Genomic DNA, 14,273 nt, shown 5'->3' with positions numbered 1-14,273 from the left:
AGATCAATTCTCGTTCGGTTCCGCCGGCATGCCGCTGGGCGCCGGCGTTGAGATCGGCGTGCCTTGCAAATGCGGGGCCGGCGTGTCCTCCGGGCATCCATCCCGCTGCTTTGTCCAGGACGTGTTGTTGAGCACCATCTCGCAACGGGCGAGGTAGCTTTGGCCGGCAGGCGTCAGACAGGCGACCCGGCCGATCTGGAATGATTTGCCGTTGGCAAGGCACTCTGCATCGGCAAAAGCCGGGGTCGCCACCGCCATCGCAAGCGCGCAGCCAATCGGGCAGAGTGCAAATCGAGTAGTCATGGGAACCCCAGCCACCATGATGATTTCCCATCAAGCGCGCGATTTGTGGCGAGAAGAGGTCAACTTATCAATGTGCCGCCGGACAGCAGGTCCGGGTCAGGCTGGCCGCAGCGCCAGATCGATCGCCACCGGCACGTGGTCGGAGGGTTTTTCCCAGGCGCGCACCTGCTTCTCGATCGAAGCCGAGGAAAACCAGTTGGCGGCTTCGGGCGACAGAAGCAAATGGTCGATGCGGATGCCGTTGTTCTTCTGCCAGGCGCCGGCCTGATAGTCCCAGAACGTAAAGACATCCGCGGAGTCGGTGACGGCACGCACGGCTTCGGTGAAGCCGAGATTCTTCAGCCGCCGGAACGCCTGCCGCGTCGCGGGCTGGAACAGTGCATCGCTTAGCCAGTTTTCCGGATATTTCGCGTCGATTGGCTCGGGGATGACATTGTAGTCGCCGGCCAGGACCAGCGGCTCTTCCAGAGCAAGCCGCTCCTCGGCCCAGCGCTCAAGTCGCGACATCCACGAAAGCTTGTAGGAGAACTTCTTCTCGTCGTCGATCGGGTTGCCGTTCGGCAGGTAGATCGAGGCAACGCGCAAGGCGCCCTTGTCGGTCGAGAACACGCCCTCGATGAAACGCGCCTGTTCGTCGGCATCGTCGCCCGGCAAGCCGCGATTGATCTCATCGAAACGCAGCTTCGACAGGATGGCGACGCCGTTGAAGCCTTTTTGGCCGTAAGTCTCGACATTGTAGCCGAGCGCCTCGATCTCGGCGCGAGGAAACTGCTCGTCGACCGTCTTGATCTCCTGCAGGCAGGCGATGTCGGGCGCGCTTTCCGTCAGCCAATGGGTCAAATTGCCGATGCGGGCGCGAACGCCGTTGATGTTCCAGGTGACGATTTTCATGGCGGCCTCGATAGGCTGGTGATCCGGAGACTAGCGATCCGGTGGATGACGTTCGACAAGGCCGATCGTATTGCCTGCCGGGTCCTTTAGGAAGGCCATCCATTCGCTTTCCCCGGCTTGGCCGAACAGGCCTTCGGTGTCGCGATGAACGAGCGCCGGCGGCGCGGTGAAGGGGATGCCGGCGGCCTTTGCCGAAGCGTGGAATTCTTCGAGGCCCGATATATCGAGATAGACGGTGCCGGCCGGCAGGCCGTCGGTGAAAAGCAGGCGCACGTCACCGGCCAGGATGAAGGCGATGCCCGGAGGGTCGAAACGCGCGTGCAGGCTCATGCCGAGCACTTCGCGCCAGAACGCCAGCGTCGCATCGAGGTCGCGCCCGGCGGAAAGCGCGACCTGACGGACCGCGCCGACACGGCGCATGCTCATTCACTCCCGAAAGGTTGGGGTTCGGCATTTTCCGCGAGTGTTTGCTCTATCATCCATCGCAGGTGCGATGCCTGCTCGCGCGTTGCATTCTCGTCCATCCAATCACAGCCGTTGTAAAGGTCTCCAAGCCAGTGTGGAAAATCGTATTTGTCCTCGATCGGCGACACCATACGGCAGACCTGAAAGGGTTCCAGGTCGCTGTCAAGGTAAGTCCGAATGCGTCGAAGGAACAGCTTACGTGCTATTTCCTTGGCTTCATCGGACTTGTCGTTGAAATCGGGAAAATACCGCGCGATCAGCGATCTCAAATGGCCATGAGCTTTCGCAAGATTAACGGCATTCCGCGGATTGCACCGCACGAGCTGCACATAGTCAGCATCGTCTGCGTAGACCCGAGCTGCCTTGTGATGGTTGGCCCAACCAACGATATCGACATCGGAAATTGCTTCTATCTCGCGGGCGACAAGGACCGTCATCGGATCCTCAAGGCCCTCGAGGAGCGGCTTCATATTTTCAAATACTGAAGCTGGTGCCGCAGCCGCAGGAGGCGACCGCATTCGGGTTTCTGATCTGGAACGACTGGCCCATCAGATCGTCGACGAAATCGATTACCGAGCCGCCCATGTAGACCAGCGACAGGTCGTCGATAAGTACGGTGGCGCCGTCCTTTTCGATGGCGACGTCGTCGTCATTGCGCCTGTCGACCAGGTCGAACTTGTAGGAGAAGCCGGAACAGCCGCCGCCCTCGACCGAAACGCGCAGCGCCGTCTTACCGGCTTCGCTCGCCACAATCTTGGCGATCCGCCTGGCGGCGGCGTCGGTCATCTCGACTTTCATGGCGGTCTTGGCATCAGCGCCCATGGGCGTCACCTTGCATTCGGTTTCGTATGATAGGTATGAAGCGCGACGGGGCAAGTCAACTGCGGCATACGCTATGACCAACGAGTTGGGCGACATCGGATTCGGCTATCGGCCGCGCGCGGCCTATGCCAGCGACCCGGCAAAGTCGCGCGGGCGGCTGTACGATGAGGTGGAAAGCCCGACGCGCACGCCGTTCCAGCGCGACCGCGACCGCATCATCCATTCGACGGCGTTCCGCCGGCTGAAGCACAAGACGCAAGTGTTCGTCGCGCACGAAGGCGACCATTACCGCACGAGGCTGACGCATTCGATCGAGGTCGCGCAAATCGCACGCGCTCTGGCGCGGGCGCTGCGCGGCGACGAGGACCTGGCCGAGGCGGTGGCCCTGGTGCACGACTTCGGCCACACGCCCTTCGGCCATACCGGCGAGGACGCGCTGAATGAGAAGATGGCCGCCTGGGGCGGATTCGACCACAATGCACAGTCGCTGCGTGTGGTGACGCGGCTGGAGCGGCGCTATGCCGAGTTCGATGGGCTGAACCTCACCTGGGAAACGCTGGAGGGGCTGGTCAAGCATAATGGCCCACTGACCGATGCCAAAGGCAAAGGGCTGAAGGGGCCGGTGCCGCAGGCAATCCGCGACTATTCCGAACTGCACGACCTCGAGCTCGACCGCTTCGCCGGTATCGAGGCGCAGTGCGCGGCAATTGCCGACGACATCGCTTACAACACCCACGACATCGATGACGGGCTGAGGGCAGGGCTGTTGACGCTCGATATGCTGGAGGGCGTTTCGCTGCCGGGGTCGATCCTCAAGGGCGTGCGTCAGCGCTATCCGGCGCTCGATGACGTACGCACCGGCCACGAGCTGATGCGCCGGCAGATCACCATCATGGTCGAGGACGTGATCGTCTCGACGACGGCCAATCTGGCGCGCATCAAGCCTGACAGCGCCGAAGCGGTAAGGGCGGCCGGCGAGACGATGGTGAGCTTCTCCGCCGAGACGGCCGTATCGGAAAAGGAGCTGAAGGCCTTTCTTTACAAGCATCTCTACCGGCACGCGGACGTCATGCGGGTGCGCGCCGATGCCGACCAGATCGTCAGGGACCTGTTCGACGTCTATTTCGCCGATCCGCGCGCCATGCCGGATGGCTGGCGCGAAGGGCTCGACCGGGCAGAGGACCGCGTCAAGGCGCGCAGTGTTGCCGATTTCCTGGCCGGCATGACGGACACTTATGCGCTCAAGGAACACCGGCGTTTGTTTGACCATACGCCGGATTTGGGCTAGGGCGGGCTCGATTTTGCCGGCCAACGCGCCGGATCCCTGCAAAACCGTCAGAGCCACAGCAATGAACATCTTCGCCGATTTCAACGCGCGAATCATAAAGGCCGTCGAAGCGCTTGATTTGAAAGACAAGGATGGGGTGTCGCCGGACCTGTCGCGCATCGCCGTCGAGCCGCCGCGCGATGCCAGCCACGGCGACCTCGCGACCAACGCTGCCATGGTGTTGGCCAAGCCGACCGGCCAGAACCCGCGCGCGCTGGCCGAAAGGCTGGCCGAGGCGGTGCGCGCCGACGAGGATATCGCGGCCGCCGAGATCGCCGGCCCGGGCTTCGTCAATCTCAGGCTCAAGGACGGTTTCTGGCAGGCGCATCTGACGACGCTGCTCGGCGAAGGCCGCAATTACGGCCGCTCGACTGTCGGCGGCGGCAAGAAAACCAATGTCGAATATGTCTCGGCCAACCCGACCGGGCCGATGCATGTCGGCCATTGCCGAGGTGCCGTGGTCGGCGACGCGCTCGCCAATCTGATGGCCTTCGCCGGGTATGACGTGACCAAGGAATATGTCATCAACGATGCCGGTTCGCAAATTGACGTGCTCGGACGCTCGGTCATGCTGCGCTATCGCGAGGCGCTTGGCGATGAGATCGGCGAGATTCCGGCCGGGCTTTATCCAGGCGACTATCTGATCCCCGTTGGTCAAGCGCTGGCCAGCGAATTCGGCCGCTCCCTGCTGCAGATGCCGGACGAGGAGGCGCTTGCCATCGTCAAGGACAGGACGATCGATGCGATGATGACGATGATCCGCGAGGATCTGGCGCTGCTCAACGTGCATCACGACGTCTTCTTCTCCGAGCGGACGCTGCATGCCAACAATGCGAAGAAGATCCGCTCGGCGATCAGCGACCTGACGCTGAAGGGCCACATCTATAAGGGCAAGCTGCCGCCGCCCAAGGGCGAGAAGCCGGAGGACTGGGAGGACCGCGAGCAGACGCTGTTTCGCTCGACCGCAGTCGGAGACGACATGGATCGGGCGCTGGTCAAGTCGGATGGCACCTTCACCTATTTCGCCGCCGATGTCGCTTACCTCAAGGACAAGGTCGATCGCGGCTTCGTCGATCTGATCTATGTGCTTGGCGCCGACCATGGCGGCTATGTGAAACGGCTGGAAGCGCTTGCCCGGGCAATTGCCGGCGACGAGGTCAAGCTTACCGTGCTGCTTTGCCAGCTGGTGAGGCTGTTTCGCGCCGGCGAGCCGGTTCGCATGTCGAAGCGGTCGGGCGAGTTCGTGACCTTGCGCGAAGTGGTCGAGGAGGTCGGCCGCGACCCGATCCGCTTCATGATGCTCTATCGCAAGAACGACGCGCCGCTCGACTTCGACTTCGCCAAGGTGACCGAGCAGTCGAAGGATAATCCCGTATTCTACGTGCAGTATGCCTCGGCGCGCTGCCATTCGGTGTTCCGGCAGGCGAGCGAGCAGTTGGGCGAGGCCATGTTCGACCGCAACCAGCTGGCCGCCGAAGTGGCTTTGCTGACCGACGAGGGTGAGATCGGCCTGATCAGGAAGCTCGCCGAATATCCTCGGCTGATCGAAGCCGCGGCCCTCGCGCTCGAGCCCCATCGGCTGGCATTTTACCTCTACGAACTCGCTTCCAGCTTCCACGGACACTGGAACCGGGGCACCGACAATCCCGACTTACGTTTTGTTAAGGTTAACGACCGACAATTGACGTATGCCAGACTAGGGCTGGTGCAGGCTGTTTCGGACGTTTTGACGTCCGGCCTGACGCTGATCGGAGCCAATGCGCCCACCGAAATGCGTTAGGTTTGAGTAAAAAACCTGTCACCTTTTGCCCACATTGCGCTGGTAAGGGCCAACCCTACGCGACGTCCATGGCGTCCGAATGAGTGCGAGTTCGGGAACAATAATGGCAGACAGAACCCAGCTGAGAGCAGCCGACCACAACGACATCGCCAACGATGATCCGTTCGCGGAACTGACCAGGATCATGGGGTTCGACCCGCGCCAGCCGGTCAAACCGCAAACGCCGGCCCAGCCGAAAACCGCTGCCGCCGAACCGTCGGTGGACGAGGGCGATTTCGAGATCGATCTCGAGAAGGAGTTGATGGGCGAATTCGGCGCCGACGCCAATGATAATGCTTCCCCTGCCAAGCTTCGCGAGCCGACACCCGAACCGACCGCCGCCGACGAAATGGAGGACGCGCTTGCTGCCTCATTCGAACAGGATTTCGCGTTCGACGACAGTGCGGTGGATGATGTTGCTCCTGTTGCGGCCGCTCCTGTTGCCGCCGACGAAATTGCCTCCGGCCCCGAAAGGGCGTTCGCTCCCGCTGTCGAGCCGGAGTTCGATGAAGAGTTCGATAACGCCGTCGCCGGCTCGCTCGAAGACGTGTCGCCGTTCGAGGACGACCTTTCGAGTGACGACGAACTTGCCGCCTCGCTCGACCAGGATTTTCGGCTCGACGACGATGTGACCGGCGAGGACGAACCCAGGGCCGCGGCCGAGGCGATCGAGCCGGTCGACGAGTCCGCCTTGGACCAGGAGTTCGACGACGCCGTGGCAAGCTCGCTCGAAGACGAGCTGATGCTCGAAGAGCATGAGCCGATGGAGCAGGCGGTCGCCGTTGAAACGGCGGCGCAAGCGGCCGCGCCTGCGTTCGATGACGCGTTCGACGACGCGGTTGCAAGCTCGCTCGAAGACGAGCCGATGTTCGACGAGCAGGAGCCGGCTGATAACGCCGCCCCGGCATCGCCGGTTGAGGCGGCCGATGAGAATTTTGCCGGCCATGCCGATGATGCCATGGCCGATGTCGACATGGACTTCGACGTTCGCGCGAACGAGCCTGCCGAAATCGAAGAACCAGAGTTTATCGAAGAGCTGTCGATCGAAGAGCCAGAGGCCGCCCGGCTTTCCGGCACGGCCGCTGAAGCGGCGCTCGACGACGATTTCGATCTGAGCTTCGACGATGCGCCTGCCGAGCACCCCGAACAGCCCGTAGCGCAGGTCGTTGCAGCCGAACCCGCGGCCCAGGCCGCCGCTGTCGTCCCAACGGCCCCAGTGGCCGAGGAACGCAGCCTGGAGGACGAACTGAACGCGCTGTTGGGTGCGATGAGCACACGGCCGGCACAAGCGGTCAACGAACCTCAGACAAGCCAGCAGGAACGTCAGACAAACCAGCAGCCTGCCCAGAAGCCCGTGATGGCTGTTCAGCAGCCCATCGCGCCGGTAATTCAGAAGCCAGCAGTGGCTGCTGAACAGCCAATGGCGGCGGTCAAAGACGTCGCCAACGACCCGGTGCATGCTGTCGACGAGCTGGATTGGGAACTCGACGAGCACGAGCCCGCTGAGCCGCCGCAGTCCAGTGCCGCCGATGACGCCGATCTTGGCAGTGTCCTCCTCGATGAGCTTGAAGGCGAGGATTTCGGTGTTGAAGCCGCTGCCGGACCTGCGGGTGATTTAGACAACAATGCGCTCGACGCCGACTTCGCCAGGAACATCGGCCTGGATCATGACTCGGCCGACAAGAGTGCGGCAGCTGCTGCCGAAGAAGACCCGCTCGATGCGCTGAACTGGCTGACGACACGCGCCACGCCGCCCGAGCCGGCCCGCTCGTGGAGCCGCGTGACGCCGGTCGCACAGCCTCAACCCGCTTTTGCAAGCCAGCCGGTGGCTTCGGCGCGTCCGGCACCACCGCCGCAGCCGGCTGCAACGCCGTCCTATCGGGCCGCACCGGTCGAAGAGAGGCCGTCCTATGAAGGCCAGGTATCCCGTGAAGATAGGTCATCCTATGAAGATCGGCCCGCCTACATGGAAGCTGCGCCAAGCTCGCATCAACAGCCTTCCGCCTATGACGAGATGCCCGATGTCGAGACGGTCGACGTGCCCGAGCGCGTCGTGGCGCTGGCGGACGATCTCGACATTCCGGAGCTCAACTTCGACGATGACGAGCCGGTGGCGCCCGCCTACGACGATCTCGATGCCGATTTTGCCAGCCTTCTCACCGAAATGAATGCCACGGATATAGCGCCGGCCCCGGTGCGCAGTGCTGGCTATGACGATGAATACGATGCCGGCTTCGCGTCTGGCTACAAGCAAGATCGCGGCGAGACGCGCGCCTATGGCGCAAAGCCTGCGGTAGCCCCTGTCAGCCCGGCAGCCGCTTCCTATGCAGATGCAGCGGACGGTTTCGATCTGGGCCCATTGCCCGGCGGCCAGCCGGTTTCGCAAGCCGACGATTTCACCTTCGATGAGCTCGACTACGATCCCGAACTGGACGAGGAGATGTCAGTTCCCGGCCTCGCCGAACGCGAGGCCGAAAGGCAGCCGCGCAGGCGCGGGCTGCTGATAGGTGCGGTGGTCGGCGCCGTTGCGATCGCCGGAGGCCTTGGCGCCTTTGCGTTGACCCTCGGCGGCAAGAGCGGCGGCGATGCGCCGGTCATCGTCAAAGCCGACAACAGGCCGATCAAGATCAAGCCGGAAAATCCAGGCGGCACTGTCGTGCCGAACCAGGACAACAAGGTTTATGACGCTGTGGCCAAGGGCGCCAAGCCCGCCGAGCCGGTTCAGCAGAAGCTGGTCACCAACACCGAAGAGCCTGTGGACCTGAAGGCCAACGAACCGGAGAGCCGCGTCGTCGATCTTTCGCCCAATGACCCCGATGCCGCAGACGATATCGACGCACCCGGCACCGAGGCGTCTGATAGCAATGCGTCTGGCACCAACGCGCCTGACACCAATGCACTTGGCGCCAGTGCGGCTGGCGCTACCGACACCGCCGCCGCACCGGCGCCCAAGTCCGAGGATCGCATCGCGCAGGTTCTGCAGGAGGCCGAGAAGGGTGCCGAGACCGTCGCCGTTGCGCCGCGCAAGGTACGGACCATGGTCGTGAAACCTGACGGCTCGCTGGTGGCGCGCGAGGATCCGGCGCCAGCCGCCCCGCAGATGGCCGCTGCCGAGCCGACCGATCCGGCGCCGCAGCACGTGGCTCCGGCCGCCCAGGCGGACGCCGCCGCGCAGACCGGCACCGTGCCCCTGATCGACCAAATGACAAGCGACCCGAAGATTGGCGACCCGAAGATTGGCGACCAGCCGAGTGGCGATCAGGCGAGCGGCGATCAGGCCGAAGCCTCCAAGCTGCAGCCGGCGCCCAAGCCCGAGACAAAGGCTGAAGCCAAGGCCCAGGCGTCAGCCAGCAAGCAGTCGGCCACCACCCCGGCCACGGTTCCGGTGGCGCCGCAGCGCCCGTCCGACCAGCCGGTCGACGTGGTCGGCGAGGTCAAGCCCGATCAGGTTGCTTCCATCGATCCGGCCGCTGCCGGCGCTGGTTCGTGGTCGATACAGATCGCTTCGCAGCCGACAGTCGAAAGCGCCCAGGCGACTTACCAGGATCTGCAGCGCCGCTACGGCAGCGTGCTTTCCGGCCGCACCGCCAACATCGTCAAGGCCGAGATTGCCGGCAAGGGCACCTTCTACCGCGTCCGCGTTCCGGCGCAGTCTCGCAACGAGGCGATCAAACTGTGCACCAGCTACAAGGCTGCCGGCGGCAATTGCTTCGTGTCCCACTAACGGCACCAAAGCCCTCGAAAAGCCGGCGCCCGCGCCGGCTTTTTTGCGTGAAAGGAAACCTTTGGAGGCAATCGCGGGCGATTCCCTTTGTCGTCGCGAAGCTCTAAACTGTTCCGCATGACCGAATCAAAATCCATGATCCTCGGCTGCGCCGGGAAATCACTGAGCCGCGACGAGATCCGTTTCTACCGCAACGAATGCCCGTGGGGTTTCATCCTGTTTGCGCGCAATATCGGCGAGACCGAGCAGATCCGCGATCTGGTCGCAGCCATGCGCGACTGCGTCGGGCGTGCGGACGCGCCGGTATTCATCGACCAGGAGGGCGGCCGCGTGCAGCGCCTGCGGCCGCCGCTGGCGCCAAACTATCCGGCTGCCGGTGCACTCGGCGCCTTGTGGCGCGACGACTATGACGCCGGCACCCGTGCCGCATGGCTGATGGCGCGGCTGCATGCCTTCGACCTGCTGCGCTACGGCATCACGGCGGATTGCCTGCCGGTGCTCGACGTGCCGATCGAGGGCGCCAGCGACGTCATCGGCGCGCGCGCTTATGGCAAGGAGCCGCGCGCCGTTATCGAATTGGGTCGCGCCGCGGCGGAAGGCCTGATGGCGGGCGGCGTGCTGCCGGTGATGAAGCATATTCCCGGTCATGGAAGGGCCTTCGCCGATACGCATTTCGAACTGCCGACCGTCGACGCCTCGATCGGCGACCTGCAGCGGCATGATTTTGCGCCATTCAGGGAGCTCAACCATTTGCCGATGGCGATGACGGCGCATGTCGTCTATAGCGCGATCGACCCGAAGAACCCGGCCACCACATCCGGCAAGGTCATCGAAAAGATCATCCGCGGCGAAATCGGCTTCGACGGTCTGTTGATGAGCGACGACACTTCGATGAAGGCACTTTCTGGGGATTTCCCGTCAAAGGCGGCCGCTATCCTTGCGGCGGGCTGCGATCTGGTCCTTCACTGCAACGGCGTGTTCGAGGAGATGGCCGGCATTGCATCGCGAACGACCGGGCTTGAAGGCAAGTCGTTTGAGCGCGCGGAGCGGGCGCTGACCTATATCAGGAACCGTGACGTTGCGGACGAGACCGAGATTCGGGCCGAATTTGCCAGTTATTTCGACGCGGTAGCCTAGCATCAAAGGAAGCGAAGTGGCGGAAGCATTGGACCTGAAGGCCGGCAAGGCCGCACCGATGGACCGCTTGTGGGCCGAGAATGACGATTCCCGGCTGACCGGCGATCCGGCGTTGGTCGTCGATGTGGCCGGTTTCGAAGGTCCGCTCGATCTTCTGCTGCATCTTGCCCGCAATCAGAAGGTCGACCTGTCGCGCATCTCGATCCTGGCGCTGGCCGAACAGTATCTGGCGTTCGTCGAGAAGGTGAGGGCGCTGAGGCTGGAGCTTGCCGCCGACTATCTGGTGATGGCAGCGTGGTTGGCGTTTCTCAAGTCGAAGCTCCTGATCCCCAAGCAGCCCGGCGACGAAGGCGAAAGCGGCGAGGAACTGGCGGCGGTGCTGCAGTTCCGGCTGAAGCGGCTGGAGGCCATGCGCGACGCGGCGGCACGGCTGGTCAACCGCAACCGGCTCGGACGCGACGTCTTTGCACGCGGCATGCCGGAGATGGTGATCGTCGAGAAGCGCAATGCCTATTCGGCCTCGCTCTATGACCTGTTGACCGCCTATGCCCAGCAACGCCAGAAGCAGGCGATCACCAATGTGACGATTGCCAGGCGCGGCGTGTGGTCGCTCAAGGATGCGCGCGACGTGCTGACCAGGCTGATCGGGTCGCTGCGCGACTGGACGGCGCTCGACAGTTTCCTGGTCGAATATCTGGCCGGCCCGGAAGAGCGGCGCACCGCGGTTGCCAGCTCGTTTGCGGCGACGCTGGAACTGGTGCGCGAAGGCAAGATGGAAATGCGGCAGGACCAGGTTTTCGCGCCGCTTTATCTGCGCGGCCGCGCCCAGGCCATCAAGATAGTCGAGGGGACATCATGAGCGAACGCGCCAACGCTTCGGTCATTCCGTTCAAGGTCGACGACGACGCCGAGCAAGGCGCGGTCGCCGAGAACCCGGCACAAAATCAGGGGCAGAATTTGTCGCGGAATCCTGGCGAGCGGCTGCATATGGCGGAGGCCGTACGGATGGCCGAGGCGATCGTATTCGCCAGCGCCGAGCCGGTCAGCGAAAAACAGCTCACTTCGCGGCTGCCCGACGGCATCAACATTGCCGCGGCAATGGCCGAACTGCAGCAGATCTATGCGCGGCGCGGCGTCAATCTGGTGCGCGTCGGCGATGCCTGGGCGTTTCGCACCGCCGGCGACCTCGCCTTCCTGATGAGCCGTGACACGGTGCAGCAGCGCAAACTGTCCCGCGCTGCCCTCGAAGTGCTGGCGATCATCGCCTACCACCAGCCGGTAACGCGCGCCGAGATCGAGGACATCCGCGGCGTCGAAACGTCAAAGGGGACGCTCGACACGCTGATGGAGACCGAATGGGTGAGGATGCGCGGCCGGCGCCGCACGCCCGGCCGTCCCGTCACCTATGGCACGACCGATATTTTCCTCGACCATTTCGCACTGGAGGAGATACGCGATCTCCCCGGCATGGAGGAATTGAAGGGTGCGGGGCTGCTGTCCGGCCGTATGCCGTCGAATTTCTCGGTGCCGCTGCCGCCGGCCGACCCCGATGCGCTCACCGACGACGAGGATCCGCTGACCGATATCGACCTCGAGGAACTCGGTCTTTTGACGCCGCGCGTCACGGAAGATTGAGCCGAGCGCCATCTTAAAGCCACAGGCAGGATGGAACTGCGCCGATTGGTAGCGGGCCGCCGTGCCGAAAGTGCGTGACTTCGGCGACTCATTCATGAACTCTGTCGCAGTTCTGTTTGAATCCGAACCCGAAAGCGCATAGATCAGCGTCTGGGAAACCGTTCGAGAGAGATTTGCTATGGGTTCATTTTCGATTTGGCACTGGATGATCGTTCTGGTGATCGTGCTGCTGGTCTTCGGCCGCGGCAAGATCCCCGAGCTGATGGGCGACATGGCCAAGGGCATCAAGAGCTTCAAGAAGGGCATGGCGGACGACGAGACTGCTGAGGACAAGCGCACCGTCGAACACCGTGCCGACGAAACCGTTTCGGTACCGAAGGAAAAGGCCAGCAAAGGCTGAGCCCAAACTTTAGTCGGAACGTATAGCCATGTTCGAAGTCGGCTGGACCGAGATGCTGGTGATCGCGATCGTCATGATCGTGGTCGTCGGGCCCAAGGATTTGCCCAACATGCTGCGCACCTTCGGTCGCACGACGGCGAAGCTGCGCGCCATGGCTTCCGATTTCCAGCGGCAGTTCAACGACGCGTTGAAGGAAGCCGAACTCGACGACGTCAAGAAGTCGGTCGATTCGCTGAGAAGTCTCAATCCGGCAGCCGAGATCAGGAAGCAGCTCAATCCATTCGAACAGGCCGCCGCCGACGTCCGTTCCGGCGTCGATGCCGTGATGAAACCCAAGCCGGCCGTCGATGCCGCCGCTTCGACGGAGCAGGCAGCCGAGCCGCTGAACAACGGCGCAACGACGATGCCGGGCGTCAGCCCGCCGGAGCCGACGCCGGCCACGCCGATTTTTCCGGCGATGACGGACGAGTCCGTCGTGGCGCCGGCCGTGCAGGCGCAAACGGCTGCAGCGGCAGTGCCGCAAAAAGCATCTGCGGCAAGGAAGAAGCCGGCGCCCGTGAAAGCCGCGGCCGCCGCGCCGGCCAAGCCGGCAAAGACCGCTGCGCCAAAGGCCGCCGCAAAAGCTGAGCCGAAACCGCAGTCGTCAGCAGCGAAGAAGCCGGCGGCAGCAGCGAAGAAGCCGGCCGCCAGGAAAACGGCGGGAGCCGCCAAGTGAGCGTTTCGGACAAGGAAAAGGACGAGATCGAAAAATCGTCGGCTCCGCTGATGGAGCACCTGATCGAGCTGCGCCGGCGGTTGATCTGGTCGATCGGCGGTTTTTTCGTCGCCTTCCTGGTCTGCTTCTTTTTCGCCAAGCGGCTGTTCAACCTTCTGGTCATTCCGTTTAAATGGGCCACGCAATGGGCCGGGCTCGACCCGCACAAGGTCGAGCTGATCTATACGGCGCCACAGGAATTCTTCTTTACCCAGGTCAAGCTCGCCATGTTCGGCGGCATGGTCATAGCGTTTCCGCTGATCGCCACGCAGATCTACAAATTCATCGCGCCCGGCCTCTACAAGAACGAACGCAATGCCTTCCTGCCGTTCCTGATCGCCTCGCCGATCCTGTTCCTGATGGGCGCGTCGCTGGTCTATTTCTTCTTCACGCCGATGGTGATGTGGTTTTTCCTCGCAATGCAGCAGACCGGCACCAATGACCAGGTGCAGATTTCGCTGCTGCCGAAAGTGTCCGAATATCTCAGTCTGATCATGACGCTGATCTTCTCCTTCGGCCTGGTGTTCCAGCTGCCGGTAGTGACAAGCCTGATGACGCGGGTCGGCATGCTGTCGTCCACGGCCCTTGCCGAGAAGCGCAAATGGGCCATCGTCATTGCCTTCGTCGTGGCGGCGGTGCTGACGCCGCCCGACCCGATGAGCCAGATCGGCCTCGCCATTCCGACGATCCTGCTCTACGAGGTCTCGATCTGGTCGGCCCGGCTGATCGAGCGCAGCAAGGAGCGCGACCGTGTGGCTCGCGAAAAACAGGACGCCACGGAAGAGGTGGCCGACAAGCCGGCGGACGCGTCATCGACGTAGGTTCGGTTGAAGCGGACAGCATCTTTCTTCCGACCGCTGCAACTTTGTTCTTGCTTTGTGCCGGCAGCTATGCTACTAATTTGGCTAGGGTGCCAATTGGCTCCAAAAACCCGCCCACTCAGGGCGGGTTTTTTTGTTTCTTCCTTTTGAAGTTCCGGTGTTGCCGCCTGAGGTC

Annotated in this window: 14 protein-coding genes; 9 read left to right on the top strand and 5 right to left on the bottom strand. The window is 63.0% G+C overall.

Annotated features, from left to right (window positions below):
- Positions 1 to 3: 3 nt before the first annotated feature.
- The 5 genes from NKJ35_RS10400 to erpA form a co-directional block, all read right to left on the bottom strand.
- Positions 4 to 321, bottom strand: coding sequence for a hypothetical protein (locus NKJ35_RS10400; RefSeq protein ID WP_254818311.1), 318 nt, complete (start codon positions 319 to 321; stop codon positions 4 to 6).
- 78 nt (positions 322 to 399) lie between these two features.
- A complete protein-coding gene (gene xth, locus NKJ35_RS10395; protein WP_352646731.1) occupies positions 400 to 1,194 on the bottom strand; it encodes an exodeoxyribonuclease III in 795 nt (264 codons plus the stop codon).
- Between the two features lie 30 nt (positions 1,195 to 1,224).
- A complete protein-coding gene (locus tag NKJ35_RS10390; protein ID WP_352647048.1) occupies positions 1,225 to 1,614 on the bottom strand; it encodes a VOC family protein in 390 nt (129 codons plus the stop codon).
- Between the two features lie 2 nt (positions 1,615 to 1,616).
- Positions 1,617 to 2,096, bottom strand: a complete 480-nt coding sequence (locus NKJ35_RS10385) for a hypothetical protein (protein ID WP_352646730.1) — start codon at positions 2,094 to 2,096, stop codon at positions 1,617 to 1,619.
- 37 nt (positions 2,097 to 2,133) lie between these two features.
- Entirely contained in the window at positions 2,134 to 2,481 is a 348-nt protein-coding gene (erpA, locus tag NKJ35_RS10380) for an iron-sulfur cluster insertion protein ErpA (RefSeq protein ID WP_254818314.1), read from the bottom strand.
- Positions 2,482 to 2,554: 73 nt separating this feature from the next.
- Here erpA and NKJ35_RS10375 point away from each other — a divergent pair, with 73 nt between their 5' ends.
- The 9 genes from NKJ35_RS10375 to tatC all read left to right on the top strand — a co-directional run bounded on the left by NKJ35_RS10375 (position 2,555) and on the right by tatC (position 14,098).
- The gene (locus NKJ35_RS10375) at positions 2,555 to 3,769 is read left to right on the top strand and encodes a deoxyguanosinetriphosphate triphosphohydrolase (protein WP_352646728.1); all 1,215 of its coding nucleotides are present in this window, start codon (positions 2,555 to 2,557) and stop codon (positions 3,767 to 3,769) included.
- A gap of 61 nt (positions 3,770 to 3,830) precedes the next feature.
- Positions 3,831 to 5,588 (top strand): arginine--tRNA ligase, encoded by a 1,758-nt coding sequence (gene argS / locus NKJ35_RS10370; RefSeq protein WP_352646726.1) that lies wholly within the window; start codon positions 3,831 to 3,833, stop codon positions 5,586 to 5,588.
- 103 nt (positions 5,589 to 5,691) lie between these two features.
- Positions 5,692 to 9,351, top strand: coding sequence for an SPOR domain-containing protein (locus tag NKJ35_RS10365; RefSeq protein ID WP_352646725.1), 3,660 nt, complete (start codon positions 5,692 to 5,694; stop codon positions 9,349 to 9,351).
- 117 nt (positions 9,352 to 9,468) lie between these two features.
- Entirely contained in the window at positions 9,469 to 10,488 is a 1,020-nt protein-coding gene (nagZ, locus tag NKJ35_RS10360) for a beta-N-acetylhexosaminidase (protein WP_352646724.1), read from the top strand.
- A gap of 58 nt (positions 10,489 to 10,546) precedes the next feature.
- A complete protein-coding gene (locus NKJ35_RS10355) occupies positions 10,547 to 11,347 on the top strand; it encodes a segregation and condensation protein A (RefSeq protein WP_254818393.1) in 801 nt (266 codons plus the stop codon).
- Complete coding sequence (gene scpB / locus NKJ35_RS10350; RefSeq protein ID WP_352451389.1) at positions 11,344 to 12,123, top strand: SMC-Scp complex subunit ScpB; 780 nt, start codon at positions 11,344 to 11,346, stop codon at positions 12,121 to 12,123. The genes NKJ35_RS10355 and scpB overlap by 4 nt, the downstream gene beginning before the upstream one ends.
- Positions 12,124 to 12,301: 178 nt before the next feature.
- Positions 12,302 to 12,523 carry a twin-arginine translocase TatA/TatE family subunit gene (locus tag NKJ35_RS10345; RefSeq protein WP_254818320.1) on the top strand — a complete coding sequence of 74 codons (222 nt, stop codon included), beginning with the start codon at positions 12,302 to 12,304 and terminating at the stop codon, positions 12,521 to 12,523.
- A gap of 28 nt (positions 12,524 to 12,551) precedes the next feature.
- A complete protein-coding gene (gene tatB, locus NKJ35_RS10340) occupies positions 12,552 to 13,238 on the top strand; it encodes a Sec-independent protein translocase protein TatB (RefSeq protein WP_352646720.1) in 687 nt (228 codons plus the stop codon).
- The gene (tatC, locus tag NKJ35_RS10335; protein ID WP_254818322.1) at positions 13,235 to 14,098 is read left to right on the top strand and encodes a twin-arginine translocase subunit TatC; all 864 of its coding nucleotides are present in this window, start codon (positions 13,235 to 13,237) and stop codon (positions 14,096 to 14,098) included. The genes tatB and tatC overlap by 4 nt, the downstream gene beginning before the upstream one ends.
- The last annotated feature ends 175 nt before the right edge of the window (positions 14,099 to 14,273 follow it).

It is taken from the genome of Mesorhizobium sp. M0136, assembly GCF_040322515.1.
GTDB lineage: Bacteria > Pseudomonadota > Alphaproteobacteria > Rhizobiales > Rhizobiaceae > Mesorhizobium.
The sequence above is the reverse complement of the archived record's forward strand: the minus strand, read 5'-3'. Positions and strand labels throughout refer to the sequence as shown.

Excerpts from the sequence above, each read along its gene's own strand:
- argS (WP_352646726.1), top strand. The coding sequence starts at position 3,831 with ATGAACATCTTCGCCGATTTCAACGCGCGAATCATAAAGGCCGTCGAA.
- NKJ35_RS10355 (WP_254818393.1), top strand. The coding sequence starts at position 10,547 with ATGGACCGCTTGTGGGCCGAGAATGACGATTCCCGGCTGACCGGCGAT.
- xth (WP_352646731.1), bottom strand. The coding sequence starts at position 1,194 with ATGAAAATCGTCACCTGGAACATCAACGGCGTTCGCGCCCGCATCGGC.
- NKJ35_RS10375 (WP_352646728.1), top strand. The coding sequence starts at position 2,555 with ATGACCAACGAGTTGGGCGACATCGGATTCGGCTATCGGCCGCGCGCG.
- NKJ35_RS10390 (WP_352647048.1), bottom strand. The coding sequence starts at position 1,614 with ATGCGCCGTGTCGGCGCGGTCCGTCAGGTCGCGCTTTCCGCCGGGCGC.
- NKJ35_RS10365 (WP_352646725.1), top strand. The coding sequence starts at position 5,692 with ATGGCAGACAGAACCCAGCTGAGAGCAGCCGACCACAACGACATCGCC.
- scpB (WP_352451389.1), top strand. The coding sequence starts at position 11,344 with ATGAGCGAACGCGCCAACGCTTCGGTCATTCCGTTCAAGGTCGACGAC.
- nagZ (WP_352646724.1), top strand. The coding sequence starts at position 9,469 with ATGACCGAATCAAAATCCATGATCCTCGGCTGCGCCGGGAAATCACTG.
- NKJ35_RS10400 (WP_254818311.1), bottom strand. The coding sequence starts at position 321 with ATGGTGGCTGGGGTTCCCATGACTACTCGATTTGCACTCTGCCCGATT.
- NKJ35_RS10345 (WP_254818320.1), top strand. The coding sequence starts at position 12,302 with ATGGGTTCATTTTCGATTTGGCACTGGATGATCGTTCTGGTGATCGTG.
- tatB (WP_352646720.1), top strand. The coding sequence starts at position 12,552 with ATGTTCGAAGTCGGCTGGACCGAGATGCTGGTGATCGCGATCGTCATG.
- NKJ35_RS10385 (WP_352646730.1), bottom strand. The coding sequence starts at position 2,096 with ATGACGGTCCTTGTCGCCCGCGAGATAGAAGCAATTTCCGATGTCGAT.
- erpA (WP_254818314.1), bottom strand. The coding sequence starts at position 2,481 with ATGGGCGCTGATGCCAAGACCGCCATGAAAGTCGAGATGACCGACGCC.